Source organism: Streptomyces sp. Da 82-17 (genome assembly GCF_046098215.1).
Classification (GTDB): domain Bacteria; phylum Actinomycetota; class Actinomycetes; order Streptomycetales; family Streptomycetaceae; genus Streptomyces.
Window position 1 is genome coordinate 235,116 of record NZ_JBJURH010000010.1, and the last position, 16,324, is coordinate 251,439.

General features: G+C 73.5%; 17 protein-coding genes. 7 read left to right on the plus strand and 10 right to left on the minus strand.

Going from position 1 to position 16,324, the window contains the following annotated elements; translation table 11 throughout:
- Positions 1–53: 53 nt before the first annotated feature.
- Together ACIDOF_RS19770 and sigE are read right to left on the minus strand one after the other, a co-directional pair.
- Positions 54–1,160, minus strand: coding sequence for a zf-HC2 domain-containing protein (locus ACIDOF_RS19770; protein ID WP_409007255.1), 1,107 nt, complete (start codon positions 1,158–1,160; stop codon positions 54–56).
- Positions 1,157–1,939 carry an RNA polymerase sigma factor SigE gene (gene sigE, locus ACIDOF_RS19775; protein WP_409007256.1) on the minus strand — a complete coding sequence of 261 codons (783 nt, stop codon included), beginning with the start codon at positions 1,937–1,939 and terminating at the stop codon, positions 1,157–1,159. The genes ACIDOF_RS19770 and sigE overlap by 4 nt, the downstream gene beginning before the upstream one ends.
- A gap of 60 nt (positions 1,940–1,999) precedes the next feature.
- Here sigE and ACIDOF_RS19780 point away from each other — a divergent pair, with 60 nt between their 5' ends.
- Positions 2,000–2,752 carry an O-methyltransferase gene (locus ACIDOF_RS19780; protein ID WP_409007257.1) on the plus strand — a complete coding sequence of 251 codons (753 nt, stop codon included), beginning with the start codon at positions 2,000–2,002 and terminating at the stop codon, positions 2,750–2,752.
- Between the two features lie 111 nt (positions 2,753–2,863).
- Here ACIDOF_RS19780 and ACIDOF_RS19785 read toward each other — a convergent pair whose 3' ends face one another.
- Positions 2,864–3,031, minus strand: a complete 168-nt coding sequence (locus ACIDOF_RS19785; RefSeq protein ID WP_282515747.1) for a DUF3117 domain-containing protein — start codon at positions 3,029–3,031, stop codon at positions 2,864–2,866.
- A 358-nt stretch (positions 3,032–3,389) separates the two neighbouring features.
- On the opposite strand from ACIDOF_RS19785, the gene ACIDOF_RS19790 reads away from it, so the two are divergent.
- Positions 3,390–4,190 (plus strand): enoyl-CoA hydratase/isomerase family protein, encoded by an 801-nt coding sequence (locus ACIDOF_RS19790; RefSeq protein WP_409007258.1) that lies wholly within the window; start codon positions 3,390–3,392, stop codon positions 4,188–4,190.
- Between the two features lie 13 nt (positions 4,191–4,203).
- Here ACIDOF_RS19790 and ACIDOF_RS19795 read toward each other — a convergent pair whose 3' ends face one another.
- A complete protein-coding gene (locus ACIDOF_RS19795) occupies positions 4,204–4,788 on the minus strand; it encodes a DNA-3-methyladenine glycosylase I (protein ID WP_409007259.1) in 585 nt (194 codons plus the stop codon).
- The gene (locus ACIDOF_RS19800; protein ID WP_409007260.1) at positions 4,785–5,276 is read right to left on the minus strand and encodes a DivIVA domain-containing protein; all 492 of its coding nucleotides are present in this window, start codon (positions 5,274–5,276) and stop codon (positions 4,785–4,787) included. Before ACIDOF_RS19800 ends, ACIDOF_RS19795 begins: the two co-directional genes overlap by 4 nt.
- Positions 5,277–5,443: 167 nt before the next feature.
- Here ACIDOF_RS19800 and folP point away from each other — a divergent pair, with 167 nt between their 5' ends.
- Positions 5,444–6,313, plus strand: a complete 870-nt coding sequence (gene folP, locus ACIDOF_RS19805) for a dihydropteroate synthase (RefSeq protein WP_409007261.1) — start codon at positions 5,444–5,446, stop codon at positions 6,311–6,313.
- Between the two features lie 141 nt (positions 6,314–6,454).
- On the opposite strand, the gene ACIDOF_RS19810 is transcribed toward folP, so the two are convergent.
- Together ACIDOF_RS19810 and dapE are read right to left on the minus strand one after the other, a co-directional pair.
- On the minus strand, positions 6,455–7,204 hold the full coding sequence (locus ACIDOF_RS19810) for a TIGR00730 family Rossman fold protein (protein WP_409007262.1): 750 nt from the start codon (positions 7,202–7,204) through the stop codon (positions 6,455–6,457).
- Between the two features lie 100 nt (positions 7,205–7,304).
- Positions 7,305–8,384 carry a succinyl-diaminopimelate desuccinylase gene (dapE, locus tag ACIDOF_RS19815; RefSeq protein ID WP_409007263.1) on the minus strand — a complete coding sequence of 360 codons (1,080 nt, stop codon included), beginning with the start codon at positions 8,382–8,384 and terminating at the stop codon, positions 7,305–7,307.
- A 73-nt stretch (positions 8,385–8,457) separates the two neighbouring features.
- Between dapE and ACIDOF_RS19820 the strand changes: the two genes are divergently transcribed.
- Both ACIDOF_RS19820 and ACIDOF_RS19825 read left to right on the plus strand, forming a co-directional pair.
- Positions 8,458–9,456 carry a heavy metal transporter gene (locus ACIDOF_RS19820; RefSeq protein WP_409007264.1) on the plus strand — a complete coding sequence of 333 codons (999 nt, stop codon included), beginning with the start codon at positions 8,458–8,460 and terminating at the stop codon, positions 9,454–9,456.
- Between the two features lie 332 nt (positions 9,457–9,788).
- Positions 9,789–10,211, plus strand: a complete 423-nt coding sequence (locus tag ACIDOF_RS19825; RefSeq protein WP_409007265.1) for an ATP-binding protein — start codon at positions 9,789–9,791, stop codon at positions 10,209–10,211.
- Between the two features lie 89 nt (positions 10,212–10,300).
- Here ACIDOF_RS19825 and dapC read toward each other — a convergent pair whose 3' ends face one another.
- Both dapC and fdxA read right to left on the minus strand, forming a co-directional pair.
- Entirely contained in the window at positions 10,301–11,395 is a 1,095-nt protein-coding gene (gene dapC, locus ACIDOF_RS19830; RefSeq protein WP_409007297.1) for a succinyldiaminopimelate transaminase, read from the minus strand.
- 133 nt (positions 11,396–11,528) lie between these two features.
- Positions 11,529–11,849, minus strand: a complete 321-nt coding sequence (gene fdxA / locus ACIDOF_RS19835; protein ID WP_018089397.1) for a ferredoxin — start codon at positions 11,847–11,849, stop codon at positions 11,529–11,531.
- Between the two features lie 140 nt (positions 11,850–11,989).
- On the opposite strand from fdxA, the gene ACIDOF_RS19840 reads away from it, so the two are divergent.
- Together ACIDOF_RS19840 and ACIDOF_RS19845 are read left to right on the plus strand one after the other, a co-directional pair.
- Positions 11,990–13,000: a GNAT family N-acetyltransferase gene (locus tag ACIDOF_RS19840; protein ID WP_409007266.1), complete on the plus strand. Its 1,011-nt coding sequence runs from the start codon at positions 11,990–11,992 to the stop codon at positions 12,998–13,000.
- Between the two features lie 17 nt (positions 13,001–13,017).
- Positions 13,018–13,848, plus strand: a complete 831-nt coding sequence (locus ACIDOF_RS19845) for a transglutaminase-like domain-containing protein (RefSeq protein ID WP_409007267.1) — start codon at positions 13,018–13,020, stop codon at positions 13,846–13,848.
- 71 nt (positions 13,849–13,919) lie between these two features.
- On the opposite strand, the gene ACIDOF_RS19850 is transcribed toward ACIDOF_RS19845, so the two are convergent.
- Positions 13,920–16,238: a hypothetical protein gene (locus ACIDOF_RS19850; RefSeq protein ID WP_409007268.1), complete on the minus strand. Its 2,319-nt coding sequence runs from the start codon at positions 16,236–16,238 to the stop codon at positions 13,920–13,922.
- Positions 16,239–16,324: the final 86 nt, after the last annotated feature.

A 16,324-nucleotide genomic window follows, 5' to 3' on the forward strand; every position in this document is an offset into this window, starting at 1 on the left:
TACGAACACCGAGGATTCAACCAGGTTTGCGAACGGTCGTGCAGGCGACCGCTTCAGCGCCGGGTGGAAAGCGCCGTACCGGATCCCGGCGGGGCCTCCGCCGAGGCGGTGGCGGTGGCCTCGCGGACCCCGTCCGCCTCCCGCGCCTGCTCCCGCTCCTGCCGCTCGCCCTGCTGTGTGCCGTTCGGCCTGGCCGGGTACTGCGGGAACCCGGAGGCCGGTCGGCGTATCAGCGGGGAGAGCGCCGAGGAGCCGGTGAGCATCGGTGTGGCCACCCAGTCCTGCAGGGCACGGGGCCGATGCGGCGCGAGCGGCACTCCCGGCACGTCCGGCGCGGCCACTCCCGTGGCGGCCATCGGCGCCGCGAGCGCCCCGGGTCTGCCGCCCTGCTGGGGGCCGGCGGGGTGGCTGCCGCGTCTGCGCTGGGTGTCGCGGGCGCTGTTGCCGTTCGCCCCCTGCGTACGCATCGGGCCGGCCTTGGAGCCGCGGGCCTCCGCCGACGTGTCGGTCGGGACGGGCGCGCCCGCGGACACCCCGCCGAGCGCGATCGCCGCGAGCGAGACGGCACCCGCCGCCGCGAAGGCGAACCGGCGCCCGCGCGAGGCGGCCGTACGCTCCTGCAGGGAACGGCCCACGTCATGGATCCGGAAGCCACGCTCCGCCGAACCGTCGGACAACGGCCCGTCGGACAACGGCCCGTCGGACAAGGGCCGGTCGGACAACGGCCCGTCCGTCCGCGGCCCGTCGGCCGGCGGGGGCCCGTCGGACAGCGGCCTCTCCGGCAGCGGCCCGCCCGGCCCCTCGTACCCGAAGGGGTCCGCGCCCGCGCCGAAGGCTCCGTCGGCGCGCATGCCGAAGAGCGGCCCGGTGACGGGGCCGCCGCCGAACCCGCCCCGGTCGCCGTCACCCCCCGCCGGTAGTCCCTGCAGGCGGGCCAGGAAGGTCTCGGAGGGGGGCGGGGGCGCCGTGGACGCGAAGTACGACTTCAGGCTGCGCTGGGCATCGGCCTCCGCCTTGCACTTGGCGCAGGTCGCGAGGTGCGCGAGGACGCGCTCGCGGCTGTCGTGTCCCAGCTCGCCGTCCACCAGGGCGGCCAGCCGGTCTCCCAGATGCTGCTCGGCGAGATGACGCTCGGCCGGGTTTCGCCGTGATCCGCTCACGCCGTCGCGCCCCCTCCTCCCAGCACGGGCACACCCGTGACCGCGAGCGAGCGGCGCTCGGCGCGGGCCTCGGGCGACCGGTGCTTGAGGGCCTTGCGGAGCTGGGACCGGCCGCGGTGGATCCGGCTGCGGACGGTGCCGAGCTTCACGCCGAGGGTCGCGGCGATCTCCTCGTACGACAGGCCCTCGATGTCGCAGAGGACGACCGCGGCGCGGAACTCGGGGGCGAGGGTGTCGAGCGCCTGCTGGACGTCGGCGTCGAAGTGCGTGTCGTTGAAGACCTGCTGCGGGGAGGGCTCGCGGCTGGGCAGGCGCTCCGCGGCGTCGTCCCCGAGGGCGTCGAAGCGGATGCGCTGCTTGCGGCGCACCATGTCGAGGAAGAGGTTCGTGGTGATGCGGTGCAGCCAGCCCTCGAACGTGCCCGGCGTGTACGTCGACAGCGAGCGGAAGACACGGACGAAGACCTCCTGCGTGAGGTCCTCGGCGTCGTGCTGGTTGCCGGTCAGGCGATACGCCAGGCGGTACACCCGGCCGCTGTGGGTGCTGACGATCTCCTCCCAGGTGGGCGGAGTCCACGCCTGCGATTCCGCTTCGGCGGCGAAGGTCGCGGTCTGCACGGAGTCGGCGGCGCGGGATCGGTCAGCGTTGTTGGTCACGGATTTCGGCTCGACCTCCGGTCTGAGGAAGCGGCGCCGCAGTCGCGACATCCTTCCCCTGCCCTCGGCCGCAGCCGCACCTCCCCTGTCGGCTCTGGTGGTGTCCAGTGGAGCCCCTACCATAGCCACCTCGCCCGTTAGCTCCGGATAAGCGTTTTTACGCGAATTTGGAAGTCGGGCCGCATGCCCCGGCTTTCCTCTTCACCCCCTCTTAACGCCCGGTCCCATCTGCGGGTTCCCGGCCCCAACGGATACAGTCACCGGCAGGCCGAAGGCCGTCGACAACGGGGACAGGAGAGGGCGATTACCGGCAACCGTCAGCCGACCTTGGCGTTCGTGGACGCCTTCGTCGTCGAGGACGAAGCGCTGCACTGGGCCCGCGAGCGGGCCCGGGAGACGGGGCTCCGCGCCGTGACGCCCGGCACCGGCACCGCGTTGCGGATGCTCGCCGCGACCGCGGGCGCCAAGGCGGTCGCCGAGATCGGCACCGGAACCGGAGTCTCCGGTATTCATCTGCTCCACGGCATGCGGCCCGACGGCGTCCTCACCACCGTCGACCCCGAGCCGGAGCGGCAGCAGTTCGCCCGCCAGGCCTTCCGCGCGGCCGGCTTCGCCAGCAACCGCGCCCGTTTCATCCCCGGCCGCGCCCTCGACGTACTGCCGCGGCTCGCGGACAGCGGATACGACCTGGTGTTCTGCGACGGCGATCGCACGGAGTACCTGGAGTACCTAGCTGAATCGTTGCGCCTGCTGCGGCCCGGCGGTCTGGTCTGCTTCGAGGGCGTCTTCGCCGACGGCCGCACGGTCGACTCCGGTCCGCAGCCCGCGGAGGTCGTGAAGCTGCGCGAACTGCTGCGCGCGGTGCGGGAGAGCAACGACCTGGTGCCCGCCGTGCTGCCGACGGGCGACGGCCTGCTGTGCGCCGTCCGACGCTGAGCCGCGCCCCGGTACGCGGCCGCTGACCTGCGCGTTCGGCCCCCGATACGACACCGCCCCGGCACGCTGTTAGTGTGCCGGGGCAGTTGAAAAGTGGTGAGCGCTTCCGCGTCAGCCGACGACCTTCGTCAGTTCGTCGCCGAGGGCTTGCGCCTCGTCGGGCGTCAGCTCGACCACGAGCCGACCGCCGCCTTCGAGCGGAACGCGCATGACGATGCCCCGCCCCTCCTTGGTCACCTCGAGCGGGCCGTCGCCCGTCCGCGGCTTCATGGCCGCCATGCTCGTTCCCCTTCCTGAAACCAGCTCATCGCAGCCGGCGGCCCCATGACAGGCGCTGTGTCACCGGCATCGAACACATTGCTTCCCGGCCATTATCCCGCATCGCAGGACCCGATGACCAACATCGGTAGGCATCGCTTGCGCAACGCACTTGGCCAAAACCACCCAATTCGGCGATGTGGCTGCGATACTGCGCCGCTTCGCGCGCCCCGCCGCTCGCCGATTGTTTGACGCAGGTCACATGCCGGGGCACATGTCGGGCCGAGATGATCTCCGCCATGCTGTGCTTGGACGACGACCGGCAGACCGCGCCCACGGCCGTGAACGCCCGCGGGCCGCACCGATGGAGGGGACCGACATGGCCGACACCGTGCTCTACGAGGTGAGCGACGGGCTCGCGACGATCACGCTGAACCGCCCGGACGCGATGAACGCCATGAACACGGACGCCAAGGTCGCCCTCCGGGACGCCCTCCAGGCGGCCGCCGCCGACACCGCCGTACGGGCCGTGCTGCTCACCGCGACCGGGCGGGCCTTCTGCGTCGGGCAGGACCTCAAGGAGCACATCGGCAAGCTCGCCGCGGACCGGGAGTCCGGCTCCGACGACACGATGAGCACGGTGCGCGAGCACTACAACCCGATCGTGCGCGCCCTCACCGGCATGCCCAAGCCGGTCGTCGCGGGAGTGAACGGCGTGGCCGCCGGCGCGGGCTTCGGCTTCGCGCTGGCCGCGGACTACCGCGTCGTCGCCGACACCGCCTCGTTCAACACGTCCTTCGCCGGGGTCGCCCTGACCGCCGACTCGGGCGTCTCGTGGACGCTGCCCCGCCTGATCGGCCAGAGCCGCGCCGCCGACCTGCTGTTCTTCCCGCGCAGCATCAAGGCGCAGGAGGCGTACGACCTGGGCATCGCCAACAAGCTGGTGCCGGCCGACGAGCTGGCCGCCGAGGCGGAGCGCACGGCCCGCGCCCTGGCCTCCGGCCCGACCCTGGCGTACGCGGCGCTGAAGGAGTCCCTCGCGTACGGGGCCGGGCACTCGCTCGACGAGGCGCTGGAGAAGGAGGACGAGCTGCAGTCGAAGGCGGGCTCGTCGGCGGACCACCACATCGCGGTGGAGGCGTTCATCGCCAAGGAGCAGCCGAAGTACCTGGGCCGCTGACCCCGGCGGCGCGTCACGCGCGGCGGGCCAGGCAGTCCTGCAGGTGGTCGTCGACCAGGCCGCAGGCCTGCATCAGGGCGTACGCCGTCGTGGGGCCGACGAAGCGGAGGCCGCGCTTCTTCAACTCCTTGGAGAGCGCGGTCGATTCGGGCGTGATCGCGGCCACGTCGGCGAGCGTGCGCGGCACCGGGCGGCCCGCCGGGTCCGGGGCGAACGACCAGATGAGCGCGTCCAGTTCGCCCGGCGACCAGGTGTCGAGGACCTTGGCGTTGGCGAGCGTCGCGGAGATCTTGGCGCGGTTGCGGATGATGCCCGGGTCGGCGAGGAGACGCTCGGCGTCGGCGTCCGTGAAGGCGGCGACCGCGGAGATCTTGAAGTCGGCGAACGCGCGCCGGAATCCCTCGCGGCGGCGCAGGATCGTGATCCACGACAGGCCGGACTGGAACGCCTCCAGGCAGAGGCGTTCGTACAGCGCGTCGTCCCCGTGGACCGGGCGGCCCCACTCCTCGTCGTGGTACGCCACGTAGTCCTCGGTGGAGAGGGCCCAGGGGCAGCGCAGCGCGCCGTCCGGGCCGGGCCTGGCGGTGCCTTCGGTCATCGCTGCGGCTCCTCGGGGGCGTCGGGTGAGGCGGTGGGCAGGGTCTTCGGCGGGCCGTCCTGAGGCTCGGGGCGCTCAGGGTGCTCGGGGCCTCCCGGGTGCTCGGCGCCGGTGGCGTCGGTGGCGTCCGGCGTCACCGGGGGCTGCTGCCCCGCCTCGTCGACGAGGCCGCGGCCCGCGCCGACCGCCATCGCCTGGGCGCCCGCGAGGGTGGCCTCCAGCTCGGCGATCCGGGCGTCCCGCTCGGCGAGTTCGGCGCCGAGGCGGCTCAGGGCGTCGTCGACGTCCAGCATCCGGTACCCCCGCAGGGCCAGGGGGAAGCGGAGCGCCTCGACGTCGGCGCGGTGCACGGGGCGCGTCACCGGCAGCGGGTCGGCGAGCCGCTCGGGCTCCGCATCGGGCAGCGCGGTGGACTCGCCGCCGCCCACGACGGCGAGGGTGACCGCGGCGACCACCACGACCAGCGCGATGAGCAGGAACCAGAACACGAACAACTCCCGGTGGGGGCGCGCCGGACGGGCCGTCGGGCGCGCGCAGAGTGCGGACTGACAGAGTCTTCCTGGGCAGGACGCCGGGGAGGCTCACCACGTCCGATCGTGCCATGCGGCACCGACAGTTAGGGTCGCAGGCGACCGATGCGAGGAGGAATCAGGGGATGGGCAGCCCGCTGCGGCTCGGACGGCGCGAGTTCGGCGCACACGAGCCAGTGATCATGGCGATCGTCAACAGGACTCCGGACTCCTTCTACGACCAGGGCGCCACGTTCCAGGACGAGCCCGCCCTCGCGCGCGTGGAGCAGGCCGTGGCCGACGGCGCCGCGATCATCGACATCGGCGGGGTCAAGGCCGGACCCGGCGAGGAGGTCACGGCCGCGGAGGAGGCCCGGCGCACCGTCGGCTTCGTGGCCGAGGTCCGCCGCCGCTTCCCGGACGTGGTGATCAGCGTCGACACCTGGCGCCACGAGGTCGGCGAGGCGGTCTGCGAGGCGGGCGCCGATCTGCTCAACGACGCCTGGGGCGGGGTCGACCCGAAGCTCGCCGAGGTCGCCGCGCGGTACGGCGCGGGCCTGGTCTGCACGCACGCGGGCGGCGCCGAACCGCGCACCCGCCCGCACCGGACCGCGTACGAGGACGTGATGGCGGACATCCTGCGGGTGACCGTCGAACTGGCCGAGCGGGCCGTGGAGTTGGGGGTGCCGAGGGAGTCGGTGCTGATCGACCCGGGGCACGACTTCGGCAAGAACACCCGGCACTCCCTGGAGGCCACCCGGCGGCTCGGGGAGATGGTGGACACGGGCTGGCCGGTGCTGGTCTCGCTGTCCAACAAGGACTTCGTGGGCGAGACCCTGGACCGCCCGGTGAAGGAGCGGGTCATCGGCACGCTGGCGACGACGGCGGTGTCGGCGTGGCTGGGCGCGCAGGTGTACCGGGTGCACGAAGTCGCCGAGACGCGGCAGGTGTTGGACATGGTGGCGACGATCGCGGGCCACCGGGCACCTGCGGTGGCTCGGCGGGGTCTGGCCTGAGCGGTCGGCACCGTCGTACGGTGCTCGGCGATCTGGGGCTGCCGCCCCGGACCCTGCTCCCACGCGCCCGCCCGGCTTCCCGCCGTCGTGGTCGCTCGCGCCGTTCCCCGCGCCCCTTTTCGGGGCGCGGGGGTGGAGCCCCTACCGCCCGACCTCCTTGCTCACCAGCGCCACCGCCTCCTCCACGTCGTCCGTGACGTGGAACAGCTGCAGGTCGTGCTCCGAGGCCTTGCCGCCGGCGATCATCGTCTTGCGGAGCCAGTCCACGAGGCCGTTCCAGTACTCCGAGCCGAACAGCACGATCGGGAAGCGGGTGACCTTGCGGGTCTGGACGAGGGTGAGGGCCTCGAACAGCTCGTCCAGGGTGCCGAAGCCGCCGGGCAGGACCACGAAGCCCTGCGCGTACTTCACGAACATCGTCTTGCGGACGAAGAAGTAGCGGAAGTTCACGCCGATGTCGACGTGCGGGTTGAGGCCCTGCTCGAAGGGCAGCTCGATGCCGAGGCCGACCGAGACGCCCTTGGCCTCGCGCGCGCCCTTGTTGGCCGCCTCCATCGCGCCCGGGCCGCCGCCGGTGATCACCGCGAAGCCGGCCTCGACCAGCGCCCGGCCGAGGCTCACCCCGGCCTCGTACTCGGGAGTGCCGACCGGGGTGCGGGCCGAGCCGAACACGCTGATCGCGGGCGGGAGTTCGGCCAGGGCGCCGAAGCCCTCGACGAACTCGGACTGGATGCGCATGACCCGCCAGGGGTCGGTGTGCACCCACTCCGAGTCGCCCTCGGAGTCGAGGAGCCGCTGGTCGGTGGTGCCGGGCGTGACCTGGCCACGGCGTCGCACGACCGGCCCGAGGTACTGCTCCTCCAGCGGACCCTGTGCTTCCGGATTGCTCATGAAGATCCCCTTCCACCGACGGCGTTGCTGCCTCAGCGTAGGCAGAGAGCTGTGACCGACAACGTCATAACGGGCAAGATCGATATGAACAGCCGCGACGTCAGGACGCCAGCCAGGCGCGCAGCCGCTCCTCCGCGTGCAGGATCTCGGCGGTCTGGACGCGCTCGTCGACCTTGTGCGCGAGCAGCTGCGCCCCGGGCCCGTAGTTGACGGCGGGCACGCCGAGCGCGCTGAACCGGGAGACGTCCGTCCAGCCGTACTTGGGCCGGGCCTCGCCGCCGACCGACGCCATGAACGCGGCCGCCGCCGGGTGGTCGAGCCCGGGCCTGGCCCCGCCGGTGTGGTCGTCGACGACGAACTCCTCGACGCCGCAGTCCGCGAAGTAGTCCCGTACGAACTGCTCGGCCTCCGCCATGCTGCGGTCCGGGGCGTAGCGGAAGTTGACGACCACGGTGCAGGCGTCGGGGATAACGTTGGTGGCGACGCCGCCCTCGATCCGGACGGCGTTGAGGCCCTCGTGGTACTGGAGGCCGTCCACGTACGGCTTGCGCGGCTCGTACTCCGCGAGGCGGGCCAGGATCGGGGCGGCCTTGTGGATCGCGTTGTCGCCCATCCAGGCGCGCGCGGAGTGCGCGCGCTCCCCCGACAGCTTCAGGAAGACCCGCAGCGTGCCCTGGCAGCCGCCCTCGACCTGGCCGTCGGTGGGCTCCAGGAGGATCGCGAAGTCGCCCTCCAGCCAGTCCGGGTGGGCGTCCGCCACATGTCCGAGGCCGTTGAGGTGGGCGGCGACCTCCTCGTTGTCGTAGAAGACGAACGTGAGGTCGCGGTTGGGCTCGGTGACCGTCTGCGCGATGCGCAGCTGGACGGCGACGCCGGACTTCATGTCGCAGGTGCCGCAGCCCCACAGGACGCCGTCCTCGTCGAGCCGGGACGGGACGTTGTCCGCGATCGGCACGGTGTCGATGTGCCCGGCGAGCACGACGCGTTCGGCGCGGCCGAGGTTCGTACGGGCCACCACGTTGTTGCCGTACCGGTCCACCGTGAGGTGCGGCAGGGCGCGCAGCGCGGTCTCGATGGCGTCGGCCAGGGGCTTCTCGGTGCCGCTCTCCGACGGGAAGTCGACGAGCTGCGCGGTCAGCTTCGCCGCGTCCAGGGTGAGGTCAAGTGCGGTTTCGGACATGCCATGGACCCTACGCTTTCCGTTCCCCAGGGCGTCGTGCGAGCCGCATCCCGGACTCCAGTACGGTTGGCGCGTGCCCGAGCAGCCCCCCACCCGATTCCGGCGCGGCCGCCTCCTACGCGCCGCCGCGGCCTTCGCCGTGCTGCTCGCCCTCGCCGGCTATCTGCTCCTGCAGTACGAGGGCGGCGGCAGGCCCGCCCCCGGCTGCCGGGTCGTCTCGGCGGCGGGTGACGGCGGTACGTACGAGCTGAGCACCGAGCAGGCCGTGAACGCCGCGACGATCTCGGCGGTCGGCACCTCGCGCGGCATGCCCGAGCGGGCCGTGACGATCGCGCTCGCGACGGCCCTGCAGGAGTCGGCCCTGCGCAACATCGACCACGGCGACCGGGACTCCCTCGGCCTGTTCCAGCAGCGCCCCTCGCAGGGCTGGGGGAACACCGAGCAGATCATGGACCCGGTGTACTCGGCGGGGAAGTTCTACGAGCACCTGGACAAGGTCCCCGGCTACTCGCGGCTGCCGCTCACCGTGGCCGCCCAGCGCGTGCAGCGCAGCGGCTTCCCGCAGGCGTACGCGAAGCACGAGCCGGACGCCGCGCTGCTCTCCGCGGCGCTGACCGGCCGGGCCGCGGCGACCCTGACGTGCGGCACGGAACCGGCGCGTGAGCCCGGCGACCCGGAGCGGGTGCGGCAGGCGCTGGTCCGGGACTTCGGCAAGGACGTGCTGCCGCGGCCCGAGTCCGCGGGCGCCACCCCGGCGCAGGACGGCAAGGCGAAGGACGGCAAGGCGAAGGCGGCCGGGACGACGCTGCGGGTGCCGGTGCCGAAGGCGGTGTCGGCGCGCGGCGGCGACGACAGGCGGGGCTGGGAGCTGGCGCACTGGGCGGTGGCCCAGGCGTCCGCGCTGCGCATCGAGCGGGTCTCGTACGCGGGCCGCGAGTGGAACGCCGCCGATCCCGGGCACGAGTGGCGCACGGCCTCCGGGGGCTCGGGCGGCACGTCCGGGCAGGCCGCGGGCGGCTCGGGCGGGGCGAGCGGTGCCGCGAACGAGGTAGTGATCATCACCGCCCAGTAGTGCGGGCCCTCACCCGATCGAGGGAGCCGGGTCAGTTCGCGGCGACGCCGCACGCCCCTCGGTGCGCGGCCTTGAGCGGGACCGCTGCGGGGCCCTCAAATCCCTTGCGCATCAAGCGAAGTGAGGATTCTGCAGGGCGGCCGCCGGAGACACCTTTTGCTCGTTGTTTGTCCGGTTTTAGCCGCAGCCGATAATGCGACGCATTACCAACTCTTTACGTTGCCGTCCCGCAACCTTCGAGGGCTTCGAGCGGTAGTCACGGCGTCCGCGGCCGGTCAGGCCGGAGTCACCACGCGGACACGCCAACTGTCTTCTGTCACACAAGGAGCACCATGTCCCTCCCCCTGACCCGCCGGATCGCCCGTGCCGCGCTGCTCAGCGCAGCGGGAGCAGTTTCCGTGGTCGGTGCGGCCGGCTCCGCGAGCGCCGCCGATCTGCCGGGCACGCCCGCTGTCGGCGCCCTGACCGCCCCGGACGGCGTGGGCGAGACCGTCGACGGTGCGACCGGCAAGGTCACCGGGCTCGCCGGCGACAAGGCCACGGGCAAGACCGTCAAGAAGGCGGGCAAGACCGTCGACCAGACGGGCAAGAAGGTCGGCAAGACCGGCAAGAGCACCGCCCCGAAGGCGAAGAAGGCGGCGGGCGGCCTGGTCGGCGGCGCGACGAAGGCGCTCGGCGACACCGCGGGCAGCGCGACCCAGAACAAGCTCCCGGTGGAGACCCTCCCGACGGGCGGCCTGCCGGCCCTCGGCTGAGCGACACACGGACACGGAAGGGCCCGGGGAGCGTCAACTCCCCGGGCCCTTCCGTGCGTTCACGGCCGTACGTACGTGGCCGAGTGGCGCTAGGCCAGCCGCTTGACCGCCTCCGCGACGCGTTCGTCCGTGGCCGTGAAGGCGACGCGGACGTGGCGTCCGCCGGCGCGGCCGTAGAAGTCGCCGGGGGCGACCAGGACGCCGAGGCCCGCGAGGTGGGCGACCGTCGACCAGCAGTCCTCGTCGCGGGTGGCCCACAGGTAGAGGCTCGCCTCGCTGTGCTCGATGCGGAAGCCGTGGCCGAGCAGGGCCTCGCGCAGGGCCGTGCGGCGGGCCGCGTACCGGGCGCGCTGCTCGGTGACGTGGGTGTCGTCGCCGAGCGCCGCGATCGTGGCCGCCTGGACCGGCGCGGGCGTCATCATGCCGCCGTGCTTGCGGATCTGCAGGAGCTCGCCGAGGACCGCCTCGTCACCGGCGAGGAACGCCGACCGGTAGCCCGCCAGGTTGGAGCGCTTGGAGAGCGAGTGGACGGCGACGAGGCCCTCGTGGGAGCCGCCGCACACGTCCGGGTGCAGGACCGAGACCGGCTCCGCCTCCCAGCCGAGTTCGAGGTAGCACTCGTCGGAGACGAGCAGCACGCCGTGCTCGCGCGCCCAGGCCACCGTGCGGGTCAGCTCGTCCTTGGTCAGGACCCGACCGGTCGGGTTGGAGGGCGAGTTGAGCCAGAGCAGCTTCAGGCCGGCCGGGTCGAGCTGCGTCGGGTCGTCGTACGCCACGTACTCGGCGCGGGCCAGGCGGGCGCCGACCTCGTACGTCGGGTAGGCGAGGCGCGGGTAGGCGACCTTGTCACCCGGGCCGAGGCCCAGCTGGGTGGGGAGCCAGGCGACGAGTTCCTTGGAGCCGACGACCGGCAGCACCCCGCGGTGCGTCATCCCGCGTGCGCCGAGGCGGCGTTCGCACCAGCCGGTGATCGCGTCGCGCAGCTCGGGGGTGCCCCAGACCGTCGGATAGCCCGGGCTGTCGCTGGCGGCCGTGAGGGCGCATCGGATCAGCTCGGGCACCGGGTCGACCGGCGTGCCGACGGACAGGTCGACGATGCCGCCCGGGTGCGCCGCGGCCGTCGCCTTGTACGGCTCCAGCTTGTCCCAGGGGAAGACGGGAAGGCGCGAAGAGACCGCGCCCACGCTTGGACTCACGGGGCTGCTCACTTTCTCGTACGTGCTGCGCGGCGCCGCGGCCGTACCGCGCAAACACCACGGTCCCGTGCGGCAGTCGAGGCCGTACGGGACCGGGGCGAGGCGCTGGACCGCGGGCCGCTTACTGGTTCTGCGGCGGCAGTGCGGCGATGAAGGGGTGGTCGCGCTCGATCAGGCCGAGCTTGCTGGCGCCGCCCGGCGAGCCGAGCTCGTCGAAGAACTCGACGTTCGCCTTGTAGTAGTCCTTCCACTCCTCCGGAGTGTCGTCCTCGTAGAAGATCGCCTCGACCGGGCACACCGGCTCGCAGGCTCCACAGTCGACGCATTCATCCGGGTGGATGTACAAGGACCGGGAGCCCTCGTAGATGCAGTCGACCGGGCACTCCTCGATGCACGCCTTGTCCTTGACGTCGACACAAGGCTGCGCGATGACGTAAGTCACGCTGTCGTTCCTCCTCGATAGGGCGCTGGCGGGCCTCCTCAGGCTCCGCCGCCTGGCGCGCGGGAGCGCGGCGTCGTCGATGCCCGCACCTAGTATCTCCGTTCCGGGTCATGATCCGAACAGGAGGGGCGGACTGAGCTGTGGAAATCATCGGAGGCGGGCTCCTCGAAGTCCACATCAAGCCTACTGACGTGGGAAAACGCGTGTCGGTACGGTGCTTGAGCGGGGCCGGAATCCCGGGTGAGAAGTTCACCGACACGGTCGGAGTTCTCACTTCGTGGACCGAGGGTGTGCTGCTCATCACACGGCGCGACGGGGAGTCTGTCCGCATCGCGGAATCCACGCTGGTCGCCGGAAAAGTCGTCCCGGCCGCCCCGGCGCGTCGCCGCGGCCCCGCCGCCTCCTTCGCCGAGCTGGCCCGGGTGACCGCCCGCGCCTGGGAGCCGGTCGAGAGCGAGCAGCTCGGCGACTGGACGCTCAGAGCGGCCTCCGGGTTCACGCGGCGGGCCAACTCCGTGCTGCCGCTCGGTGATCCGGGCCGCCCGCTCGACGAGGCGCTCGCGTACGTGCGGGACTGGTACGCGCGCCGCGGGCTGCCCGCGTACGCGCAGCTCGCGACCGGCGCCGAGGGCACGCAGGAGCTGCTCGCCGCGGAGTTGGAGCGGCGCGGCTGGGTGCGCGAGGTGAGCGCACAGGTGTGGACCGGCGGCCTGGCCCCGCTCGGCGACCTGGACGCGGACACCGCACGGGTGCGGCTCGACCGCGCGTACGACGAGGGCTGGCTGCGGCGCTATCAGCGGTTCGGGACGCCGGGGCCGCACGTGGCCCGGGTGCTGAGCAGCGGCCCGTCGACGTGGTTCGCGTCCGTGCCGGGTACGGGCGAGGTGCCGGCGGCGATCGGGCGGTGCGTGGTGGACGGGCGCTGGGCCGGGTTCCTGGCCGTGGAGGTCGACCCGGAGCAGCGGCGGCAGGGCCTCGCCACGGCCGTGATGGCGGCGCTCGCGCGGCGGGCCCTGGACGAGGGCGCGTCGGCGGCGTGGCTGCAGGTCGAGGACGACAACGAGGCGGCCCGGGCGATGTACACCGGCCTGGGCTTCGCCCCGCACCACAGCTACCACCACTACCGGGCGGCCGAGGGGGAAGCCCCCTGACCGGGGACGGGGCGGCCATGGAACCGGAGCCGACACAACGGCGGGCGCAGTTCGCGCGGGAGGCACGGGCGGAGCGGCCCGACCTGGCGCTGCTCTGCCTGCTGCTCGCGGCCGAGGCGGACCCGCAGCTCGACGAGGCGGGCGTCGACGCCGCGCAGATGGAGCTGGACCGGCTTGCCGGGCTGTTGCCGTACAAGCCGGGCGGTCCGCGCGCCTGGGCCGCCGCGGTCGCCGAACTCCTCGGCGGGCGCTGCGCGTTCCGCGGCTCGCAGGCCGACTACCGGCGTCTGGAGTCGTCGCTGCTGCACGAGGTGCTGCGGCGTAGGCGCGGGCTGCCGATCCTGCTGTCGGTGGTGTGGACGGAGGTCGCGCGCCGCGCGGGCGCCCCGGTGTACGGGGTGGCGCTGCCGGGGCACTTCGTGGTCGGCTTCGGGCCGCCCGAGGATCAGGTGCTCGCCGACCCGTTCGACGGCGGCCGGGTGCTGACGGGCACGGACGCCGAGCTGCTCGTGTCGGGTGCGACGGGCGGGCCGCTGGACCCGTCGATGCTGCGCCCGGCCGACCCGCTGGACATCGTCGTCCGCATCCTGAACAACATCCGCGCCTGGGCGGCCGTCCGGCCCGAGCGGTCCGACGTGGCGCTCTGGGCCCTCGACCTGTCCCTGCTGCTGCCCTCGCACCCGGCCAGGCTGCGCTACGAGCGGGCGCAACTCCTCGTGCAGCGGGGCGAGTTCCGTACGGGGGCTGCGGCGCTCGACGAGTACGCGGAGGTCGTGGAGGCCGTCGACGGGCAGGCCGCCGAACGGATCCGCCGCGACGCCCGCATCGCCCGCTCCCGCCTGAACTGACCCGCCCCCGCATACGCGTACGGCACGACCTTCGCGGGTCGTGCCGTACGCGAACTGCTGCTGCGGACCGGTCAGTTCTGCTGCTGCGGGCCGATCTGGACGATGCGCTCCGCCGGGGTCGCCCCGACGAGGGCGCGGTTGACGGCCTGCGCCACGAGCTGCGGCGTGACCGGCTTCTTCGTGCCGTCGGCCATGGTCAGCCGCACGTCGTCGAAGGCGCCGCCGTACAGCTCCTTGAGGGCCGCGAGGTCGTACTTCGGGACGAGCTTGCCCCGGGCGCCCGGCTGGACGCTCACGAACTTGTAGATCGACTTCTCCGGGCTGAACGACACCGTGTGGGCCGCGTCCGTGCGGACCGTGATGAGTCCGGACATCGCCGGGGTGGCGAACTCCTTCATCATGCGGTCGACTTCGGCCTTCGGGATGTTCGGGTCGGCCGCGGAGACCGGCAGCTGGACCGGGGTCTTCGAGCCGGTCTCGATCTGCGTGCGGTAGGCCGCCTCGACGGCCGCGACCGAGCCCTCCGGGTTGAGCGTCTTGCCGGACTTGCCGTACGACGGGACGGCCTTGCCGGGCAGGAACTTGATGGTCGCCTCGGCGGCCGAGCCGGAGGTGCCCGCGACCCGCTCCAGGGCGTCCCGCAGCTTCTCCTTGTCGGTCGGCATCACCGGGTCGACGACGCGCTCGGCGCCGAAGAGGGAGCCGATGACGGTGACCGGGTTGTAGTCGCTGCCGGAGGCCTGGCGGACCGTCTCCTGGGTGTCGACGGTCAGTCCGGCGCGGGCAGGGTCGAGGGTGGCCTTGTCGCCGTCGATGGCGAGCTGCAGGGGCTGCGTGGCGCGCTCGGCCATCGCCGCGTCCAGCTTCTTCACGGCCTCGTCGCTGGTGCCGCCGCCGATGTCGACGCCGAGCACCGTGGTGCCCTTCGGGACGTCGGAGTGGTTCATCAACAGGCCCGCGCCGTACGCGACTCCGACGAGCACGACCACGCCGGCGCCGATCAGGACCAGCTTGTTGCGGCCCTTCTTGGCCCTCTTCGCCTTCTTGCCGGACACGGCGGTCGGCTCGTCCGCGTAGTCGTCGTACGCGTCCCGGTCGTCGTCCGTCTGGCGGCCGCGCGGGGCGGGCGGGTCCGGGAGCACCGGCGGGGTGTGCCGGGACTGCGGGGCGGACGGGCCGGGGAAACCGGCGCCGGCCTGCGGGCTCGACGGCACGACGGGGATGCCGCTGGTCAGCGTGTCACCGGAGACGTGCCGGCCGCCGGGCGGGGGCCCGTCGCCGGTCTGCGGGGTGAGCAGGGCGGTGTCGTCGGCGGCGGGGCCGGACGGGCCGGCGCTGATGCCGTTGCCGACGCCGCCGCTCTTCTGGAACGCGGCGGGCAGCACGGGGCCGTCGCCCGTGGCGGGGCCGCCGGTCGGGCCGGACGGGGCGGCGAGGCCGGAGGGCGTCGGCCCGCTCTGGCCGGGGCCGAACAGGCTGTTGCGCGCGAGGGGGTTGTCGGTGCCCTGGTCGCCCGCGGCGACGGCGCCGCCGATGCCGGGCGCACCGCCAATCCCCGGAGCGCTTCCGCCGCCGGGGCCACGACCGGCGCCGGGAGCGCCGCCCGGGCCGCCGGAGGGGGCGCCGGAACCGCCGCGTCCGCCCGGGCCGCCACCAGGACCGCCTTGGCCGCCCTGGCCACCCTGGCCGCCCGGTGCGGACTGGCCGCGTCCCGGGCCGCCGTCGCCGGACTCCGCGAAGAACGGCAGGTCTCCGCGCGTACCGCTCTGCGCGCCCGGGCCTCCGGGACCACCCGGTCCGCCGGGGGCACCCTGGGCGCCCTGAGCGCCGGGCCCGCCCGGGCCGCCGGAAACGCCCGGTGCGCCCGAACTGCCGGGTGCGCCCGAACTGCTCGTCGGCTGCGAGGGCTTGCGCGGGGCGAACCAGTCGCTGGTCTTCTCTGCGGGCGCGTCCGCGCCGGATGCGCCCTGCTGCGCGGCCGTACCGCCCGCACCGGCGCCGGAAGCCGCAGCACCGGCACCGGCGGGTCCGCGGCTGGCGGCTCCCGTACCGGACTGCTTGCGGCCGCCGATCGGCGACGAGGGGCCGGCGGCGTCCGCGCTGTCGCCGTCGCCCACCGGCGTACGCATCACGACGGGCGGGATGGGCCGCGAACCGGGGATGTTGATCCGGACGCGGGTGGTCAGCGTGGTCTGCGTCTCCGGTCCGTCCGCTGCGGGCTCCTCGGCCTCGGGCTCGGCGCCCTGCTGCCAGGGCGCGCCCTGCGGAGTGCGGTCGGCGCCTCCGCTGCGGTCGCCGCCGGGCGGTCCGTACGGCGGGGTCCCCGAGGGGTACGCGGCTCCACCGCGCCCCTGGGGCCCGGAGGACGAACTGTCAGTTTCACGACTCAAGGCAGGTTCTCCCGATCGGCTCCGCCGCCCGCCGATCCTCTAGCGGAATAAGCACGGTGCCAGCGCGGGCAGCTCGGCGGCGCGCA